Below are 19,038 nucleotides of genomic sequence, written 5' to 3'. Positions count from 1 at the left end.
CTTTTTATTTAGAAGTAGAAGGTAAATTGCGCGACACCGCCAATCGTGCGGTCACGGCCGGCAATGGCCGTTACGTCAAACTGCATGACGTCACCGGCTGAAAGCCCTACACCGCCCGTGACGACGCGGCGGTCGTTGCCACGCATATCAAGGCGGTAACCCGCACGTAGCTGGACCCAGTCAGCCGTGCGCCATTCGGCACCAAAGGCCGCATACTGATTTTTGTCGACATACTGGAAATGACTGACAGGCGTCAGGTCGATATCGGCGCCCAGCGTCACGTTACCCGTTTGCCAGGCGGTACCGGCGGTCACCTGCGGACGAATAACAAAAGCAGGCTGATACCCGTTCACCTCACGGGTTTTTACGCGGTTTTCAAACAGGTTTTGCGCGGAGAGTGCCACCATCCAGCCCGGCGTCGGTGAGGCAAAGAAACCGGCGTCGATGTTGGCGCTCATCGTCTGGTGCTGCCAGTTACCATCGCGCAGATCGGAACTGTCATAGTTATTAATGGCAACGTTGTAGTTCCAGGTTTCGATACGCTGGATCTTCGGCGTGATCCCCACGCCCATCGGCATATCGCCCACGGTAAACGGATGTGCAATCGACACGCCGTATTCAGTCACCAGAGCGGCCATCCCTTCGGCGCGAGAGGTGAGGTTATCCAGACGCTCCTTCACCGGAATAATAGAGCCATCGGCCACCCCTTCGAGATACTCCAGGTCGCTCTGACTGACAAGCGCGCGGGCATTGCCCTTCGCCCAGGTGTTGACGGATAACGCGACAGGAAGTGAGTCATCCGGCACGGCAAGCACCATCGCCAGCCCGACGTTCGCGTAGGCATTTTCACCGGAGAGACCGGACACAATATCGCCGAGCTTACCTGCGGCCTCCGCTTCGGTACCGGTGCCCAGAGCTCTTTCCAGCCTATCCCAGGCCGTTTTGACGTCATCAAAGCCATCAATCAGGTTGGCCGAATCACTGACCTGCGCGCCAATGGCGGGGGCAATCAGGCTGATCGTGTCCTGTGAGCGCGAGGTCGCCAGCAACGCCGGGTTCACTAACGGTGCCGCACCAAAATGTGCCGACGCCACGCCGGTGCCACCCATTGCGGTACTGCGAGCATCAAAACCGTTATAAGACGCAGAGGCAAAAGGGGCTGCAACGCTAAAACCTGCCAGAAACAGGCTGCGCAGAATACTATTCTTTTTCATTTTATTCCCAGAGTAATATTGAGCGGTGTGTTATTTATTGCTCATTATCATGCTATCAAAAAGTTCACTCTTCTTAATTGGCGATAACCTGAAAGATATTTCCGTTATTGATGACTTTATATATAAGGTTATTTTATTTACCGCACCATCCTCTTAAATGCTGACAAATATGCTCGTTTATTACCGTTACAAATGATTGTCTGTAATAAACAGGCTGCCATAATAGATCACCAACTCATATTGCCTGGAGAAACACCGTGCGCTATTTCGCTGTTGTAGTTTCATCAATTTTAATGTGTGGATCATCGCTTGCCGCGTCCGTGAACGCCGCAACCCTTCCTGAGCTGGCTGAGGCATTAAACACACGATTCGAGGTGATGAAAGATGTCGCAGGCTATAAGGCGGCGAACCACCTTCCCGTTGAGGATCTGCCGAGGGAAAAAGATGTCCTTCTGAAAGCGCAGAACGCCGCCCGCGACGTCATGCTGGATCCGCAGAGTATTGATGCGTTTGTCCAGACACAGATGGCCGTCAGTAAAAACATCCAGTATCGCTATCTTGATCGCTGGCGTTTGCAGCCTGAAAAAGCGTGGCAGCCCCGCCCTCTGGCAGAGGTCAGAGCAGAAATTCTTAAACTGGATAACACGATCCTGAACCTGATTAGCCGTCAAATCATGACCGGCGGCGGATTTGGTGAAGAGCAGGACCGCACGCTGGTTCAGTTACTGGATGATAAGCAGATATCCGCGCTGGAGAAGGCACAGCTCATCGACGCGCTCGGGAAGATTAAACGTCGCTAAATACCCGCTCGCGCTCTACGCTGTAAGGTCTGGACGGAATGATACTGAACGCATCTCATTAAAAGGAGCAACACGTGACACTGAACAAAACATTGGGCCTGGCTGTTTTCCCAATCCTGATAACCCTCCTGCTGTCAGCCTGTAGCACGTCTGAGCACGACTCTGCGTCAAAAACCAGTCGCCCTTTCACTGAAAAAAGTACGCCACTTCCCTATAAGGTGACGCTCTCCGGCACACCGGACGATCGTATGCAGTGTGAAAATTGCGGGAACAGCGGCAAAAAGGTTCTCATCGAAGGGGGAGAGAAACTCAGCCAGTACAACATGATGGTGGAGAGTCCTTATTTTGTTTTCCTGTGTGATAATTCCGCCGACGCCTGCCGCACCGGTTCATGGATTGCGATTAATAAAAATCGGGCCACACCTTATGTCGAGAGGCTATCGCTTGGCGGTCGCGCTGACATTAGCGATCTCCGACCGGCAAATGATGCGCATAACACCTGGCTGCAGGTGACGTATGCCAACGGCGAGCAGAAAGTGTTTACTTTTGAAAACACGGTTACTCATGCTGTGCACTGACAAAAAACGTGAATGCAACGAGCAGAAAGGTGAACTGAAAAGGCCACCGTGTGGCCTTGGGTTTAATGATGTGAAGATCTGCGACAACCCTTTATTTTGTTAGCTCGGCTTCCGCTTCCTTCAACTCCGCTCGGGCTTCCTCAAGTTTAGCCTGTTTTTTCGCAATCTTATCAGTGCGTCCTGATGCGTTAGCGTCTTTCAGCTCCTGTTCCCGTTCGATCAGTTTCTGCTGCTTTTTAAGCACGTCAGCTTCACGATCTTTTTTCAGTGACTCATCAGAACAGGTGGCGACCACTTCCGCGTAAGCTTTTTTTAATCCCTCTACGCGATAAGCATTTCCATGGGTTTCTGCATAGCGGATTTGTTGCTCAATGTTATCCCGTTTTGCCGCGCACCCCGTTAACGCGCTTTCTGCATCGGCTGAAAAAGGCAATGCCAGGAGCATCGCTAACGTCACAACTGCTTTTTTATTCATCACTTTGGTCTCCCTCTTGATAACATGATTTGCTATTCATGTTTCATTCGGCGATTGAACGAATAACTAAAATTTTTGCTTAAGCAAGTGTGATTACTGTCGCTGAAGCGATGCGATATAAGTGTTTGAATAGTGGCGGAGCACCAGCAACTTTCCATTTAGTGTTGCCTTCATGCCGGGTTCTTTGGCATGTTAACGGTACCTGACCTTTCAATTTGTTCACGTGACGAGTTTGCGAGCACAGCGATGATTAAGTGGCCCTGGAAATCAAATGAAGCTGGTCGAAGCACGGCATTGCCGTGGGACGAAGCACTGGCAATACCCGTTCTGGCTAACCTCGCACCGGATGAACAGGCAAACCTGATTCAGCTGGCTGAACGTTTTATGCAGCAAAAGCGGCTGGTCCCATTGCAGGGTTTTGAGCTGGATCCGCTAAAAAACGCGCGTATCGCCCTGCTCTTCTGTTTACCGGTACTTGAACTGGGCATTGAGTGGCTGGATGGCTTCCACGAAGTGCTGATCTACCCGGCCCCCTTTATCGTCGATGACGAGTGGGAAGATGACATCGGGCTGGTGCACAACCAGCGCGTGGTGCAGTCCGGTCAGAGTTGGCAGCAAGGGCCGATCATCCTTAACTGGCTGGATATTCAGGACTCGTTTGATGCCTCAGGCTTCAACCTGATTATTCATGAAGTTGCGCACAAGCTGGATACCCGCAACGGCGATCGCGCCAGCGGCGTGCCGCTGATCCCGCTTCGTGAAGTTGCCGGATGGGAGCACGACCTGCATGCCGCGATGGAGAATATCCAGGATGAGATAGACCTGGTGGGGGAAAGCGCGGCCAGTATTGATGCCTATGCCGCAACCGATCCTGCCGAGTGTTTTGCGGTGCTGTCAGAGTATTTCTTTAGCGCACCAGAACTCTTTGCGCCGCGATTCCCGGCGCTGTGGCAGCGTTTTTGCCTGTTTTACCAACAGGATCCGTTGCAACGTCTGCGGCAAAACGAAGAGCCGGGCGGTAATATGTCCCGCCAGGTCCATTAAGCGTTTTCAGCATGGGGACGCGCGGAGCAGCGTACCCCTATGCTCACCAGCAAAAACAACAGCGCCATTCCCCATGCGGCAGCAATTAAAAACGACTCACCATAAAAGCGGGTTACGACCGGCACCAGCATCGCACTCACCCCGTATCCTAACGTATGGCTGGTGGCGATAACTCCCGCCCCTTTCCCTGTCGTCAGCCTGTCGTTCAGCAGCAGTTGATAGCCCGGTGTGGCCATCGCCGCCCCGAGTGAAGTGATAACAATCCCCACGTAAAATAGCGTTAAACCCGCGACAGACATCAGCCCAAGTCCTGCCACCATTAACACCGCCGCGATGCAGAGCAGCGTCATCGGGCTGAAATGCTGCGGGCGGACCACCAGAAACTGGGCGGCGAGCGTGGCCAGTGCGGCCAGGCTCAGCAGCATCGCAACATGATGGCTGATTTGCACCGGGTCGCCCTGGAGCAACGGATGCAGATGCGGTGACAGGCCAAGCTGCATCAGGCTCACCAGCGCCGCCAGCAGCAGCGCCAGCCCCAGAAACGGTAGCATCGACACCTGTAGCCGGGTCGACTGGTGCGCCACCGGCGGCAGCGGCGGATCGGCGGCTTCGCGCAGCACCAGCAGCAGCGCGATGAAAGGCGCTATTGCCATTAGCCAGAGCGGCGCCACCGGGTTAACGCTAAGCATCAGCGCCGCCAGCGGCGGCCCCAGCAGACGTCCGCAGCTGAGACCCGAGCTAATGGTCGCCAGCGCCGCCATTCTCTTCTCCAGACCCGCGCGCTGAATGGCCCACGTCTGCGCGGCGGGCACCAGCCCGGAGACCGTCAGGCCGTACAGCGTGCGCGAGAGAACAAGCCCCGCCAGCCCCCACAAAGCATTCAGCACGCCGCTGCTCATCGCCCAGACCACCAGCGCCATCACCAGGAAACTGGCCAGATAGCCACCGAGGGAGGCGATCATGACCACCTTGCAGCCGTGCCGCTCGCTCTGTCGTCCCCACCAGGGAGAGGCGGGTAAAAAGAGCATTGAGCCAAACATCAGTAGCCCCGCCCAGACGGAGAGTGAGAGTCCGGTCAGGCTGACCAGCTGCGGCAGCATGACCAGCAAACCATTTTGCCCGATACCTAATAAACCTGCGCACAGCGCCAGGGGCCAGTTCGCTTTCGGGGTGACGTTGTCCATCAGAGTTTCAGAGGTTGGGCGCATAGAATTGTGAAGATAGTGTCAATAAATATGTGGAAATTATGAAGTTTATGAAAACAAATATTGCAAAAATAGTTGCGGCTGTAAACAGAATGAATATCATAACGAGAATTATTATCAGTCATGGAATGAGGTACTTTTATGCGTGCTCTGCCCCGCTCCGCCGGTACAGACGTTGCGGCCCAGTGTTTTTTGAACGCGCTGCTGCGCGAAACTAAGGACTGGCGCTATCACCCCGCTACCGCTGCGGATGAGTTATCGCAGATTCATATCCCGCTTTCCCAGACCCAGGCTATTCGGGTTCCAGTACGCTATTTTTCACCTACCCAGCATCACCAGTATCGTTTTCCGGCAACGCTGATCCACGCCGACAGCGATAGCGGTGACGCGGTCACCTTTGCGCAATTGGTTGATTTAATTCTTGAAAAATCCTCCGTAAAGGGCTCACTGGATATCGAAACGCTGGCACGCTTTAAACAGCGCGTCCTTGAAAGCCATGCGCATACCTGGCAGGCGATCGATCTGCGCCACAGCTGGGCAACCTTGCGCGATAAACCGCTGACGTTTGCCGAGGCGGAACAGGCGCTGCTGGTCGGCCACGCGTTTCACCCTGCGCCAAAATCCCACGAGCCGTTCAACGAAACCGAGGCGCGGCGCTATCTGCCTGATTTCGCCTCCCGCTTCCCGCTGCGCTGGTTTGCCGTTGAGAGCACGCTTATTGCCGGCGATAGCCTGAACGTCTCCCTGCGCGAACGTCTGCTGCGCTTCGCCGCACAGAGCGCGCCTGAGCTGCTCGGCCACTTCACCGACACCCGCTGGCTGCTGCCGATGCATCCGTGGCAGGCCGACTATCTGCTGGAGCAGGCGTGGTGCCAGCGTCTGGCGGAAAAAGGTTCACTGCAGGACCTGGGCGAAGCGGGCGCACAGTGGCTGCCCACCAGCTCGTCACGCTCGCTCTACAGCGAAACCAACAGCGACATGATTAAGTTCTCCCTCAGCGTGCGTCTGACCAACTCCGTGCGCACGCTGTCGGTGAAAGAAGTTAAGCGTGGGATGCGCCTGGCGCGCCTGGCGAAAACGGAACGCTGGCAAGATTTACAGGCACGCTACCCGACCATGCGCGTGATGCAGGAAGACGGCTGGGCGGGGCTGCGTGACGAAAACGGCATCGTTCAGGAAGAGAGCCTGATGGCCCTGCGCGTCAATCTGCTGTTCGATACGCCAGACACCCAGACCAACGTGCTGGTGAGCCTGACCCAGGCCGCACCGGACGGCGGTGACAGCCTGCTGGCCGCGGCGGTGCGCCGTCTGAGCCAGCGTCTGGAATTACCGCTCGACCGGGCCGCCCGCTGCTGGCTCGACGCCTATTGCGACCGCGTGTTACTCCCGCTGTTCAGCGCCGAGGCGGACTACGGCCTTGTCCTGCTGGCACACCAGCAGAATATCCTCGTTGAAATGCAGCAGGATTTCCCCGTCGGGCTTATCTACCGCGACTGCCAGGGCAGTGCATGGACCGAAGGGGCCGACGCGTGGCTGAAAGAGGCGGGTGAAACGGAGGTGGAAAACCGCTTCGGCGACAGCCAGCTGCTGCGCTACTTCCCGTACTACCTGCTGCTGAACTCTACCCTTGCCGTCACCGCCGCCCTCGCCGCCGCCGGTTTTGACAGCGAGGAGAGCCTGATGTCCCGGGTGCGCGACGCGCTGACGGAACTGCGCCGCACGGCGAAGCAGACCCGCTGCCTCGACTACGTGCTCGACAGCCCGACCTGGAACTGCAAAGGCAACTTCTTCTGCTACCTGCACGATCGTAATGAAAACACCATCGTCGATCCGGCGGTGATCTATTTCGACTTTAGCAACCCGTTTTACAAGGAGAAGGCGTGATGGCCATTGCGAATATCGTCCATTCCGGCTACGGCTTTCGCTGCACGGCCACGGAAAAAAACCTGCCTCTGACGCTGGGCCTTGACGGCAGCGCGGTGCTGGAGCGTCTGAATGGGATCCCGGACGGCTGGCTGGTCGAGGCGCTGGATCAGCTGTTTGTTGCCGCACCCACGCTGACCGGCATCACCCTGCCCTGGGCAACCTGGCAGGATGAACCGCAGGCGCAGGCGCTGTTTCGTCTGGCAAGCGGGGATTATCTGGCGCGTGAAACCTTCTGGCAGCTGCCGCTGTGGCTGAAAGGCGAGCAGCCGCAGTCCAGCGGCGGAATGCAGTTTGATGAGAGCCGTCAGCTGTACTTCCCGCTGCGTCCTCGCCGCCCGCAGGGCGAAGTGTACCGCCGTTACGATCCGCAAATTAAGCGTACCCTTAGCTTCCGCGTGGCCGACGTGGCGCTGGACGGCGAGCGTTTTACCCAATGGATGAACAACCCGCGCGTGAACGCCTTCTGGGAGATGGCGGGCCCGCAGGCCGAGCAGGAAAGCTACCTGCGTCGTCAGCTTGACTCGACCTACTGCTACCCGGTTATCGGCTGCTTCGACGACCAGCCGTTCGGCTATTTTGAGCTCTACTGGGCGGCGGAAGACCGCATTGGCCGTCACTACCGCTGGCAGCCGTTTGACCGCGGGCTGCACATGCTGGTGGGTGAAGAAAACTGGCGCGGCGCGCAGTACATCCGCAGCTGGCTGCGCGGCCTGAGCCACTATTTATATCTCGTTGAACCACGCACCACGCGCATTGTCGCCGAGCCGCGCTTCGACAACCAGCGCCTGTTCCGCCATCTGGCATCCGCCGGTTTTGACACCATGAAAGAGTTCGACTTCCCGCACAAGCGCTCGCGCCTCATCATGAGCCAGCGTCACCGCTTCTTCAGCGAGGTGGAACTGTGAACGCGCTCTGGCAAAAAGTGAACCGCGAAATGGTGGCGAAGATCCTCGCCGAGCTGGAATACGAACGCACCCTGCGCGCTGAGCCGGTTTCGTCGGACGTCTGGCGCATCACCATGGGCAGCGAGTCCTGGCAGTTTCGCGCCACGCGCGGGATCTGGGGCTGGCTGCACATCGACCCGGACAGCCTGACCACCGCCAGCGGCGATGCCGTGGAAGCGGAAAGCGCACTCCTGCAGCTGGCGAAAGTGCTGGAGATGAGCGACGCGCAAACGGCAGAGCACATGGAAGATCTCTATGCCACGCTGCGCGGCGATATGCAGCTGCTGCAGGCGCGGGAAGCGCTGGACGCGGACGCGCTGATCCACCTCGACCCGGACGAATTACAGTGTCTGATGAGCGGTCACCCGAAGTTTATTTTCAATAAAGGCCGCCGCGGCTGGGGTCTGGACGCGCTGCGTCAGTACGCGCCTGAGTATCGCGGACGATTTCGTCTGCACTGGGTCGCCGTTCAGCGGGAGCATCTGGTCTGGAGCAGCGACGCCGATTGCGATATCAACGCTCTGCTGGCCAGCGCCATGGACAACGCCGAGCGCGCCCGCTTTGACGCCCGCTGGCAGGCGCTAGGTCTGAACGATAGCTGGCTGCCGGTGCCGCTGCACCCGTGGCAGTGGCAGCAGAAGATCGCCATCCATTTCCTGGCGCAGCTCGCGCGCGGTGAAATGGTTGAGCTGGGCGAGTTTGGCGATGAGTATCTGGCGCAGCAGTCCCTGCGCACGCTCACCAACGCCAGCCGTCGCGCACCGTATGACATCAAGCTGCCGCTGACCATCTACAACACCTCCTGCTATCGCGGCATTCCGGGCAAGTACATTGCCGCCGGGCCGCTGGCCTCGCGCTGGCTGCAGGAGCAGTTTGCCACCGACGCTACGCTTGCCCGCTCTGGCGCGCAGGTGCTGGGCGAACCCGCCGCCGGATATCTGTCGCATCCGGGCTATGCCGCGTTGCCGAAAGCGCCCTACCGCTATCAGGAGATGCTGGGGGTGATCTGGCGCGAGAACCCATCCTGTTATTTAGAGGACGGTGAACAGGCGGTGCTGATGGCGGCGCTGATGGAAACCGACAACGCAGGGCGTCCACTGATCGACGCGTGGATCAACCGTTCCGGGTTAAGCGCCGACGCGTGGCTGGAAAAGCTGTTTGAAGCAACGGTGATCCCGTTCTACCACCTGCTCTGCCGCTACGGCGTGGCGCTGATCGCCCACGGCCAGAACGTGACGCTGGTGATGAAGGACTACGTCCCGCAGCGCATCCTGCTGAAAGATTTCCAGGGCGATATGCGCCTGGTGGATGAAGACTTCCCGCAGGCGCAGAGCCTGCCGGAGCAGGTGAAGGCCGTCACGGCGCGCCTCAGCGCGGATTACATCATTCACGACCTGCAAACCGGCAACTTTGTGACGGTGCTGCGCTTTATCTCGCGCCTCACCCTGCAATGCGGCGTCAGCGAAACCCGTTTCTACCAGATTCTGGCACAGGTGTTACATCGCTATATGGCCGCGCATCCGGAGCTTGCAGAGCGCTTCGCGACATTCGACCTGTTTAAGCCGCAGATTATTCGCGTGATCCTCAACCCGGTCAAACTGACCTTCTCCGAACACGACGGCGGCAGCCGCATGCTGCCGAACTACGTTACCGACCTTGATAACCCTCTTTTTCTGGCCTCCCGGGAGTCAGCGCAATGAAAACCTATGATTTCATCGGCATTGGTATTGGCCCGTTTAACCTCAGCATCGCCGCTCTGGCGGAAGGGCTGGACGGTTTTAGCTCGCTGTTCCTTGAGCGCAAGCCGCACTTCTCCTGGCACCCGGGGATGATGGTGCCGGACTGCCACATGCAGACCAGCTTCCTGAAGGATCTGGTCAGCGCCGTGGAGCCCACCAACCGCCACAGCTTCCTGAACTACCTGGTGCAGCGTAAAAAGTTCTACCGCTTTCTGACCACCGAGCAGCGCACCGTCTCCCGCGAGGAGTTTGCGGACTACCTGTGCTGGGCGGCGGAAAACCTCACCAACCTGTCATTCAGCCAGCAGGTGCAGCAGGTGAGCTTTGATGAAAAAAGCGGCCTGTTTGAAGTGGTGACCCAGCGGGACCGCTTCCTGGCGCGCCACGTCTGCGTGGGGATTGGCAAACAGATCAACCTGCCTGACTGCGTCACGATGCAGGACGACACCTGCTTCCACGCCAGCGAGATGATGCTGCGCACGCCGGATCTCGCGGGCAAGCGCGTCACCGTGATCGGCGGTGGCCAGAGCGGTGCCGACCTGTTTTTAAATATCTTCCGCGGCGAATGGGGCCAGCCGCGGAGCCTGAACTGGGTATCGCGCCGCAACAACTACAACGCGCTGGATGAAGCTGCCTTTGCCAACGAATACTTCACGCCGGAGTACGTGGACAGCTTCTCCACGCTCGGTGAAGAGGCGCGTCGCCAGATGCTGCACGAGCAGAAGATGACCTCTGACGGTATTACCACGGAATCGCTGCTGGCGATTTATCGCGCCATGTACCACCGCTTTGAAGTGCTGCGTGAAAAACCCTGGGCTCACCTCCTGCCATCCCGCTCGGTGACGGCCCTCACGCGCCAGGAAAACGGACATCGCCTGAGCATTCAGCATCATCTTGATGGCGGTCAGGAACAGCTGGAGAGCGACGTGGTGATTTTCGCCACCGGCTACCGCGCCGTACAGCCTGCGTTCCTCGCGCCGCTGTCTCACCGCCTCCATCGGGATACGGATGAGGCCTTCTGCATTAACAACGATTTCACCCTTGAATGGGACGGCCCGCAGAGCAACCGCCTGTTTGCCGTCAACGCCGGGATGCACCGTCTCGGTATTGCCGAACCCCAGCTCAGCCTGATGGCCTGGCGCGCGGCGCGAATTCTGAATCGCGCGCACGATGACGAGCCGTTTGAACTGGCTACCACCCCTGGCGTTATCCACTGGCGAAGCACCGCCAGCCCGGAAAGTAGCCAGGTTTTTAAATCTTTAGCAAAAACGACCGAGTACTGACACACACATTCAGGATCAACATAACAATGAAACGTTCTCATCTTTGGGTTTTAAATCCTTGCTTGCTTGCAATGCTTTCTACCTCTGCGTGGGCGGAAGAACAAAAGGAAGAAGATATCGTGGTCTCTGCCAGCCGTGCTCACCGCAGCGTGGCTGAAATGGCGCAGACCACCTGGGTCATTGAACGGGCTGAAATTGAGCAGCAGGTTCAGGGCGGAAAAGAGATTAAAGAAGTGCTGGCCCAGCTGATCCCGGGCATGGACGTCAGCAGCCAGGGGCGCACCAACTACGGCATGAACCTGCGCGGTCGTTCGATGATGGTGATGGTGGACGGCGTGCGTCTGAACTCGTCACGCAGCGACAGCCGCCAGCTCGACTCTATCGATCCGTTCAATATCGATCGCATCGAAGTGATCTCCGGTGCCACCTCGCTCTACGGCGGCGGCAGCACCGGTGGCCTGGTGAACATCGTCACCAAAAAGGGCCAGCCGGATACCGAAGTGGAGTTCCAGACCGGGACAAAGAGCGGGTTTAACAGCCACAACGATCACGATGAGAACGTATGGGCAGCCGTCAGCGGCGGCAACGATAAGGCCTCCGGTCGTCTGTCGGTGTCGTATCAGCGCTACGGCGGCTGGTATGACGGCAACGGCGACGAGGTGATTATCGATAACACCCAGACCGGCCTGCAATATTCCGACCGTATTGACGTGATGGGCACGGGTACCATCAACATTGACGATCATCAGCAGCTGCAGCTCACCACGCAGTACTACAAGAGCGAGTCCGACGGGAAGCACGGTCTGTTCCTCGGCGAGAACTTCTCGGCGGTGACGGGCGATGCAAAAGCCTACAACAAAGACAACCTCAACTCCGATCGTATCCCCGGTACCGAGCGCCACCTGATTAACCTGCAGTACTCTAATACCGATTTCTGGGGCCAGGACTTGGTCGCGCAGATTTACTATCGCGATGAGAGCCTGACCTACTACCCGTTCCCGACGCTGAGCAAAGGCGCGGTAACCAGCATTGGCGCATCCCAGCAGAAAACCGACTTTTACGGCGGCAAGCTGACGCTGAACAGCAAGCCGGTGGATGATTTGACGCTGACCTGGGGTGTCGATGCCGACCATGAAACCTTCGATGCCAACCAGCAGTTCTTCGATCTGAGTAAAGCGGCGGCAAGCGGCGGTATGGATCTGGAAAATGCCTACAACGTAGGCCGTTATCCGGGTTACAGCATTACCAATCTTGCCCCGTTCCTGCAGGCCAGCTATGACATTGATGCCATCACCCTGAGCGGCGGCGTGCGCTACCAGTACACTGAAAACAAGGTGGATGACTTTGTTGGTTACGCCCAGCAGCAGGCCATCGCTAACGGGAAAGCCACCTCCGCCGACGCGGTGCCGGGTGGGAAAACGGATTACAACAACTTCCTGTTTAACGCCGGGATACTCGGCCGCCTGACCGAACAGCAGCAGCTGTGGTTTAACTTCTCCCAGGGCTTCGAAATTCCGGACCTGGCGAAATACTACGGCTCTGGCACCTACCAACTCGTCGACGGCCACTATCGCCTGCTGAACAGCGTGAACGTGAACGACTCGACTCTGGACGGGATCAAGGTCAACGCCTACGAGCTGGGCTGGCGTTTCACCGGCGACAACCTGCGCACGCAGGTCGCGGCGTACTACTCGCTTTCCGATAAAACCATCACCATCAACAAGAGTGACATGACCATCAACCTCGAAGACGATAAACGTCGTATTTACGGGGTAGAAGGCCAGGTGGACTACTTCTTCACCGACAGCGACTGGAGCACAGGAGCGAACTTTAACGCCATTAAGTCTGAGACGCGTGAAAACGGAAAATGGGAGAAGCTGACGGTCGACAGCGCCAGCCCGTCGAAGGCCAGCGCATGGGTTAACTGGGCTCCGGGCGACTGGGCGCTGCGCGTGCAGAGCACGCAGACCTTTGACGTGTCTGACGCCGACGGTAAGAAGATAGATGGCTATAACACCATTGATTTCCTGGGCAGCTACGCCCTGCCGGTGGGCAAGGTTAGCTTCAGCGTGGAAAACCTGCTGGACAAAGACTACACCACCGCCTGGGGCCAGCGCGCGCCTGGGCTGTATAGCCCAACCTACGGCGCACCGGGCCTGTATACCTATAAAGGTCGCGGACGTACCTTTGGTCTGAACTACTCCGTACTGTTCTGATCCTGCGCGCCGCCTGCGGGCGGCGCATTTTGCTGTGTAATTTCAACGCAAATTTGCTATAAAATCAGCGATTTGCTGAAATTGTCGGCAAACGAACGAAAAGTTTACTTTCCCCCTTTGACAAGGTGAACGCAGGTCGATAATATTCGCCCCGTTCACACGATTCCTCTGTAGTTCAGTCGGTAGAACGGCGGACTGTTAATCCGTATGTCACTGGTTCGAGTCCAGTCAGAGGAGCCAAATTTGAAAAGCCTGCTTTTAAAGCAGGCTTTTTGCTTTTCTGCATCTCTGATGTTAATTCAGAATCGCATCCAGCCTGGCAAGCACCTCATTTACAACGGCGTCAGGTATGCGTTCCAGCCGCATGCCGTTCCGGGCAGCCATATCAATGGTTCTGGGCTGGTCGCAGCGAATAACGCCCGTTGTTTTTGTCCCCGCCCCATCCAGTGAAACGGTGAAACCTGCTGTACGTGCAAAGTTTCCGCCGCTGGTGACGGGAACCACTACCGGTAGCCGAGTCAGCTTGTTAAACGATGCCTTCGATATGATGAGTACCGGACGTTTTCCACTTTGCTCGTGGCCAGCAATCGGATCCAGTGAAACAAGCCAGATTTCCCCTCTGTCCATTTACAGGATCTCCTTGCCTACCGCAGGCGCATCAATCCATTCCCGCTCCTCTTCGTTCATTTCAGCGTGCGGATCGCACTGCGCCAGCAGCTCCTCAAGCGAATAATGAGGCCGTTTCTGGGGTTCAATAATCAGGCAGCCATTATTAATGGTCATGCCGACTTCGCTGTCCGTCGACAGCTCCAGCGTTTTCAGCACGGCGGGAGGAACCGCCAGCATGATGGATCCGCCAACCTTTTTCAGGCGAGTTGTATACATAGCGCACCTCCGAATATTATATTTTAATATAACATTCATGGCAGAGAGTGCGCAATTATTCATCAGATTCATGGTGATTTCCTTTTCGTAATGAAGTTTGCAGAAAGCCGTTATCCATCAAAGGACGGTGCAGGTGGGAACGAAATGCGTCACTAAGAAGGCTGATAATAGAAAACTGTTTTTGCGGTTCAAAGGATTATGGGGGATAGGATAAACGAAATGCGTGGCGGCTTCCGGATCAGGGCTGTGTCGGGGCCAGGTTGAGGTCCCCCTCTCTCACGGCTTCATAACGATGCGACCAAGCGGTTTCGCTGTCTCAGCGAATTCGTGGGCTGCGGCGGCGTTAGCCAGGGGGAAGACACGGTCAATGACAACCCTGATGCGCCCTTCTGCCACAGCCTGCAAGATGTCGTCCACACTTGTCCGAACGCCGGGCCTTTCAAAAAGGGGCCCCATGAATACCCCCATGAGTGTCTGGTTAGACTGCATTGGCGGCCACAAGTCGACAGTCAGACTGCCACCGCCCGCATTACCGACGAAGACGAGACGTCCTTGCGGAGCGAGTGCAGAAAGCGAAACAGGCAACGTCGTCCCTACCGGATCGATGACAAGGTCAACACCGGCGCCACGGGTGTACTCTCGGACACTGTCCACGATGTTGTCCTCTACACGATCCACAACATAATCGGCACCCAATTCAAGCAACCGACTTCTTCGCTGCGTTCCGCTTGCCACGGCGATAACCGTCGCGCCTGCTTGTGAGGCAAGCTGAACGGCCGCGAGCCCCACGCCCCCTGCTGCTGCCTGAATCAGGACGGTTTCTCCGTGCCGGAGCATGCCTCGTGTGAAAAGGCAATGATGCGCGGTTCCAAAAGAAATCGGTACCACCGCCGCGTCTGTTGCATCCACCCCATCCGGTATAAGCCAGGTTCGTTCCGCAGGCACAGCCCAGCGTTCCGCATGCGATCCCTGCATGCTAAACGCAGTCACTTTGTCTCCAACCCTGCGATGACGGACTTTCGAACCGACGGCAACCACTGTGCCCGCGGCCGCGTAGCCGACGATCCACGAAGGAAGAGGCGGCGGCGTTGAGCGCCGGTTGATCAGATCTCCCCCTTCAATCGAGATTGCCTCGACAGAAATCAGGACGTCATCAGGCCCTGCGACCGGATCCGGGACATCAATGTATTGCAGGACGTCGGGAGCGCCTTCCACGTCATAAACCGCTGCTTTCATTCATTTTCCTCTGTCATATCAAGACCCGTGGGAAGTCGTTAGATTTTATGGCAGGTGAGCACCGATTACGATCATAGAACGCCTGCTGTCCGAAGGGGAAAACGGCTTCGCATGTTGTTATGTTTGTACCTTTGTAATGGGGCGAAATCTGTCCGGTGAACACAAAGACACTTTACAGGTGCCAGATCGGGCGGATAAACAAGCGACGTTGTCCATCATTCTTCTGCCCTACAGCACAAACTCATAGTGCGAGCCATCTGGCAGTTCAACATCAAGCCGCAGCTTTCCGCCCGCAGCCTCAACGTAACGCTTAAGTGAAGAGAGTTTCAAATCGCGCCCGGGCTTTTCCATTACCGCAACGGTAGGCTGCCTGATACCCAGAGCCTGTGCCATCTCTACTTGGGTTTTATGTACTTTCTCACGTAACTCAGCCAGATGAATGTTGAGCAAAATATCCGTTGCTATCGCCTGAGCGCTGGCGACAACCTCCGGCTTTTCATCCGCTATAAGCTGCTCAAGGGTTCTTCCCATCGTGCTATTCCCTCTCTTTTAATGTATTCAGCCAGTAAGTGAATTCCCGGTCAGCAACGAGAAGCATCTCATCGTAGAATCGCCTTTCACTGCCGACCTTATTGCCAGCACAAAGCATGATGCCGGTACGGTTTGGGTCAAATGCGAAAAACGCCCGCAATGGATCACCCTTACTCTGAATACGTAGCTCTTTCATGTTGCTGTGACGAGAGCCTTTAAGCGTATCAGCGTAGGGTCTCGATAAACCCGGCCCCTTCTCTCGCAAAACAAGCATTGCTGCAAGTACGCTGGCGCGATCGGTATCGTCAAGCGAAGTGAACCAGCGATCAAACCTGTCCGTCGTATTAATTGTCCACACAAGACCTCCCATCAAATATAGATCAAAAGCTATATACGTGCAAAGCTATAGCAATGATTATGCTGAGATGGAAAAGAAGATTCTTGTGGGGTTAGGAGAATACAGAATGCGTGCCGGAGTAATTCTGCGTATCCCTTATCGGATATTCATTTTGTTACGAGCAGCATCGAAAAAAGTCAGGATCCGCTCAACTGAGCGACGAGCCCGGCCAGCGCAGCGCTACCGGGCAAGCCAGCAGCTAAATCTGGTAATCAATCGCCACTTCTTCCGGCTCCATTACCTGACGTTTAATCTCGTCCACCGACAGCCCGGCGTTGCAGAGCTCGATAAAGCGCCAGACATAGTTGCGCTGCAGCTGTCCGCGCTTCAGGCCAAGCCAGACGGTATTGGCGTCAAACAGGTGACGCGTATCAAGACGCACGAGGTTCCCATCTTCGCGTTCCCCGCTGGATTGTTCCGCCACCAGGCCAATGCCCAGACCCAGCTCGACGTAGGTTTTGATCACATCGGAGTCCTGCGCGCTCAGCACCACGTCCGGCGTGAGCCCTTTGCGGTTGAAGGCTTCATCAATGCGCGAGCGTCCGGTAATGCCCTGGCGGTAAGTGATCAGCGGCCATTTCGTAATGTCTTCCAGCGTCAGGGGAGAGACCTGATTCAGCGGATGATCGACAGGGAGTAATAAACTGTGGTACCAGCGGAACCACGGGAAGGCCACCAGCAGCGGATCGTTGCTCAGACGCTCGCTGGCGATGCCGATATCCGCCCCGCCGTTTTGCAGCAGCACTTCAATTTCCTGCGGCGTGCCCTGAATAAGCTCCAGACGGACATCCGGGAAAAGTTCGCGGAAGGCTTTAATCACCGGCGGCAGGCTGTAGCGCGCCTGCGTGTGGGTAGTGGCGATGGTGAGCACGCCCGAGGCGTCATTGGTGAAGAGATCCGCCAGACGACGCACGTTGCTGGCCTCGTTGAGGATCCGCTCAGCGATGGTCAGCAATGCCTTGCCCGGCTCCGTCATCCCAAGCAGACGCTTGCCGCGACGGATAAAAATCTCTATCCCCAGTTCCTCTTCCAGCTCGCGAATATGGCGGCTGACGCCCGACTGGGATGTATAAAGCATGTTAGCGACTTCGGTCAGGTTGTAGTCCCGCCTGGCCGCCTCACGGATAATTTTAAGTTGCTGGAAATTCACGATTCACTCCGGCGCATCTGACATAGCTCTATTGTTAGAGTCAGCTGAGCTGCAGAACAAATAATAAAAACCAGCATCTTATGCTTTTATGGAATATCAACTCACGAGCTGGAGTTCACGGTTCTCAAGCGACGGCTTGCTGACCAGCGACATCAAAATCTCTTTTACTGCCTGCGCCTGCGGCGACAGCGATCCGCGTGCGGACATATTCAGCGACAGCGGCAGGCTCATTGAAGGCGTGGTGATGCGCGCCATCCAGCCGTTTGCCGCACTGCACAGCGAGCGGGCGGCGGATTCCGGCAGGACCGTTACTCCCATTCCGCTGGCAATCGCTGCGGTCAGCGTGGAAATAGAATCAATTTCGCCAATAATTTTGGCCGTCAGGCGGCGCAGGGAGAACGCTTCATCCACGCGCACGCGCACCGCGCTGTAATCGCGCGGCAGGAAGAGATTCATCTCGGCCACGGCGGTTAAATCAACGCTCTGACCGGGGCAGTCGCGGGTGCCGACCAGATAAAGATCTTCTTTCAGCAGCGGCTGGCTGGTGATCCCGGCGACGGGAGAGCGATCGTAAAGGACGGCCATATCCAGCTGGCCGTTGAGCAGTTTGTCATTCAGCACAGAACCGCTGTTTTCGTGCAGGTAGACCAGCACTTCAGGCAGCTCAGCGCGAACGGCCTGCAGCAGTGGCATGGTGATAGACGATGCCGCGGTTCCTGGCGCTAAACCAATGGAAACGTGTCCGCTCAGGGTCTGGCCGACATTGTTCACCGCCAGCTGCGCCTGTTCACACTGACGCAGAATAGTGCGGGCATGGGTATACAAAATTTTGCCAGCTTCTGTTGGCGTTACGCCGCGCTTGGTGCGGATCAGTAATTGCTGATCCATCTCGCCTTCCAGCGTAGCCACCTGCTGGCTCAGCGCAGGCTGCGCGATATGCAGCACTTCTGCCGCTTGAGTCAGGCTGCCGATATCGACGATTTTTACGAAGTATTTCAGTCGTCTTAAGTTCATTTTGCCCCCTGTTCAAAAAACTGTGCCGGAACCGGCTGTCGTTGTTGAACTGGTTTTGCAATATGAATGCCAGTTTTGCGAAGAGGTCTGATTTGTTGCTAAGCGGCTGAAAATAAGGAAAGCTAATCATGGATGGGGGTTTAATGACTGAAACAGCAGTTTATGATCTGCCCCATTAGAGGTATGTTTGCACCATGACGGTGCATTACGTTGGCAAAAGCGTCACTTTGCTGATTTTGTCAGCAAACGATCGAAAGGTGTTGATCCATCCTTTGACAAGGCGAACGCAGGTCGATAATATGCGCCCCGTTCACACGATTCCTCTGTAGTTCAGTCGGTAGAACGGCGGACTGTTAATCCGTATGTCACTGGTTCGAGTCCAGTCAGAGGAGCCAAATTTG

The 19,038-nt window shown here is 56.6% G+C and carries 18 protein-coding genes and 2 tRNA genes; 10 read left to right on the top strand and 10 right to left on the bottom strand.

Annotated elements, in window-relative coordinates; genetic code table 11:
• Positions 1 to 8 precede the first annotated feature (8 nt).
• Positions 9 to 1,214 carry a conjugal transfer protein TraF gene (gene traF / locus ACTJJA_RS20925; RefSeq protein WP_440669107.1) on the bottom strand — a complete coding sequence of 402 codons (1,206 nt, stop codon included), beginning with the start codon at positions 1,212 to 1,214 and terminating at the stop codon, positions 9 to 11.
• A gap of 257 nt (positions 1,215 to 1,471) precedes the next feature.
• On the opposite strand from traF, the gene ACTJJA_RS20920 reads away from it, so the two are divergent.
• Together ACTJJA_RS20920 and ACTJJA_RS20915 are read left to right on the top strand one after the other, a co-directional pair.
• Positions 1,472 to 2,014 carry a chorismate mutase gene (locus ACTJJA_RS20920; protein ID WP_440669106.1) on the top strand — a complete coding sequence of 181 codons (543 nt, stop codon included), beginning with the start codon at positions 1,472 to 1,474 and terminating at the stop codon, positions 2,012 to 2,014.
• 74 nt (positions 2,015 to 2,088) lie between these two features.
• The gene (locus ACTJJA_RS20915) at positions 2,089 to 2,592 is read left to right on the top strand and encodes a hypothetical protein (RefSeq protein WP_395998656.1); all 504 of its coding nucleotides are present in this window, start codon (positions 2,089 to 2,091) and stop codon (positions 2,590 to 2,592) included.
• Between the two features lie 91 nt (positions 2,593 to 2,683).
• On the opposite strand, the gene ACTJJA_RS20910 is transcribed toward ACTJJA_RS20915, so the two are convergent.
• Complete coding sequence (locus ACTJJA_RS20910) at positions 2,684 to 3,067, bottom strand: DUF1090 domain-containing protein (RefSeq protein ID WP_440669105.1); 384 nt, start codon at positions 3,065 to 3,067, stop codon at positions 2,684 to 2,686.
• Positions 3,068 to 3,313: 246 nt separating this feature from the next.
• Here ACTJJA_RS20910 and mtfA point away from each other — a divergent pair, with 246 nt between their 5' ends.
• Positions 3,314 to 4,111 carry a DgsA anti-repressor MtfA gene (gene mtfA / locus ACTJJA_RS20905; protein WP_440669104.1) on the top strand — a complete coding sequence of 266 codons (798 nt, stop codon included), beginning with the start codon at positions 3,314 to 3,316 and terminating at the stop codon, positions 4,109 to 4,111.
• Here mtfA and ACTJJA_RS20900 read toward each other — a convergent pair.
• Positions 4,108 to 5,319, bottom strand: coding sequence for an MFS transporter (locus ACTJJA_RS20900; protein WP_440669103.1), 1,212 nt, complete (start codon positions 5,317 to 5,319; stop codon positions 4,108 to 4,110). The two genes, mtfA and ACTJJA_RS20900, sit on opposite strands and share 4 nt — an antisense overlap.
• A 138-nt stretch (positions 5,320 to 5,457) precedes the next feature.
• Between ACTJJA_RS20900 and ACTJJA_RS20895 the strand changes: the two genes are divergently transcribed.
• From ACTJJA_RS20895 to ACTJJA_RS20870, 6 genes are all read left to right on the top strand, one after another.
• On the top strand, positions 5,458 to 7,200 hold the full coding sequence (locus tag ACTJJA_RS20895; RefSeq protein WP_440669102.1) for an IucA/IucC family protein: 1,743 nt from the start codon (positions 5,458 to 5,460) through the stop codon (positions 7,198 to 7,200).
• Positions 7,200 to 8,147 (top strand): GNAT family N-acetyltransferase, encoded by a 948-nt coding sequence (locus ACTJJA_RS20890; protein WP_440669101.1) that lies wholly within the window; start codon positions 7,200 to 7,202, stop codon positions 8,145 to 8,147. Before ACTJJA_RS20895 ends, ACTJJA_RS20890 begins: the two co-directional genes overlap by 1 nt.
• On the top strand, positions 8,144 to 9,886 hold the full coding sequence (iucC, locus tag ACTJJA_RS20885) for an aerobactin synthase IucC (protein ID WP_440669100.1): 1,743 nt from the start codon (positions 8,144 to 8,146) through the stop codon (positions 9,884 to 9,886). Before ACTJJA_RS20890 ends, iucC begins: the two co-directional genes overlap by 4 nt.
• Positions 9,883 to 11,208: a lysine N(6)-hydroxylase/L-ornithine N(5)-oxygenase family protein gene (locus ACTJJA_RS20880; RefSeq protein ID WP_440669099.1), complete on the top strand. Its 1,326-nt coding sequence runs from the start codon at positions 9,883 to 9,885 to the stop codon at positions 11,206 to 11,208. Before iucC ends, ACTJJA_RS20880 begins: the two co-directional genes overlap by 4 nt.
• Positions 11,209 to 11,234: 26 nt before the next feature.
• On the top strand, positions 11,235 to 13,424 hold the full coding sequence (locus ACTJJA_RS20875; RefSeq protein ID WP_440669097.1) for a TonB-dependent siderophore receptor: 2,190 nt from the start codon (positions 11,235 to 11,237) through the stop codon (positions 13,422 to 13,424).
• Between the two features lie 164 nt (positions 13,425 to 13,588).
• Positions 13,589 to 13,664, top strand: a tRNA-Asn gene (locus ACTJJA_RS20870).
• Between the two features lie 54 nt (positions 13,665 to 13,718).
• Here the strand turns inward: ACTJJA_RS20870 and ACTJJA_RS20865 are convergent.
• The 7 genes from ACTJJA_RS20865 to nac form a co-directional block, all read right to left on the bottom strand.
• Positions 13,719 to 14,051, bottom strand: a complete 333-nt coding sequence (locus tag ACTJJA_RS20865) for a type II toxin-antitoxin system PemK/MazF family toxin (RefSeq protein WP_440668305.1) — start codon at positions 14,049 to 14,051, stop codon at positions 13,719 to 13,721.
• Positions 14,052 to 14,309: an AbrB/MazE/SpoVT family DNA-binding domain-containing protein gene (locus ACTJJA_RS20860; RefSeq protein WP_440668303.1), complete on the bottom strand. Its 258-nt coding sequence runs from the start codon at positions 14,307 to 14,309 to the stop codon at positions 14,052 to 14,054.
• A gap of 276 nt (positions 14,310 to 14,585) precedes the next feature.
• Positions 14,586 to 15,545 (bottom strand): quinone oxidoreductase family protein, encoded by a 960-nt coding sequence (locus ACTJJA_RS20855; protein WP_440668301.1) that lies wholly within the window; start codon positions 15,543 to 15,545, stop codon positions 14,586 to 14,588.
• A 228-nt stretch (positions 15,546 to 15,773) separates the two neighbouring features.
• On the bottom strand, positions 15,774 to 16,076 hold the full coding sequence (locus tag ACTJJA_RS20850; protein WP_182945657.1) for a helix-turn-helix domain-containing protein: 303 nt from the start codon (positions 16,074 to 16,076) through the stop codon (positions 15,774 to 15,776).
• Between the two features lie 4 nt (positions 16,077 to 16,080).
• Positions 16,081 to 16,434, bottom strand: a complete 354-nt coding sequence (locus ACTJJA_RS20845) for a type II toxin-antitoxin system RelE/ParE family toxin (protein WP_237844318.1) — start codon at positions 16,432 to 16,434, stop codon at positions 16,081 to 16,083.
• Between the two features lie 238 nt (positions 16,435 to 16,672).
• The gene (gene cbl / locus ACTJJA_RS20840) at positions 16,673 to 17,623 is read right to left on the bottom strand and encodes an HTH-type transcriptional regulator Cbl (protein WP_440668298.1); all 951 of its coding nucleotides are present in this window, start codon (positions 17,621 to 17,623) and stop codon (positions 16,673 to 16,675) included.
• Between the two features lie 96 nt (positions 17,624 to 17,719).
• Positions 17,720 to 18,637, bottom strand: a complete 918-nt coding sequence (gene nac, locus ACTJJA_RS20835; RefSeq protein ID WP_010432103.1) for a nitrogen assimilation transcriptional regulator NAC — start codon at positions 18,635 to 18,637, stop codon at positions 17,720 to 17,722.
• 319 nt (positions 18,638 to 18,956) lie between these two features.
• Here nac and ACTJJA_RS20830 point away from each other — a divergent pair.
• Positions 18,957 to 19,032, top strand: a tRNA-Asn gene (locus tag ACTJJA_RS20830).
• Positions 19,033 to 19,038: the final 6 nt, after the last annotated feature.

The organism is Enterobacter sp. 22452, from assembly GCF_052045065.1.
Classification (GTDB): domain Bacteria; phylum Pseudomonadota; class Gammaproteobacteria; order Enterobacterales; family Enterobacteriaceae; genus Enterobacter; species Enterobacter mori.
The sequence above is the reverse complement of the archived record's forward strand: the minus strand, read 5'-3'. Positions and strand labels throughout refer to the sequence as shown.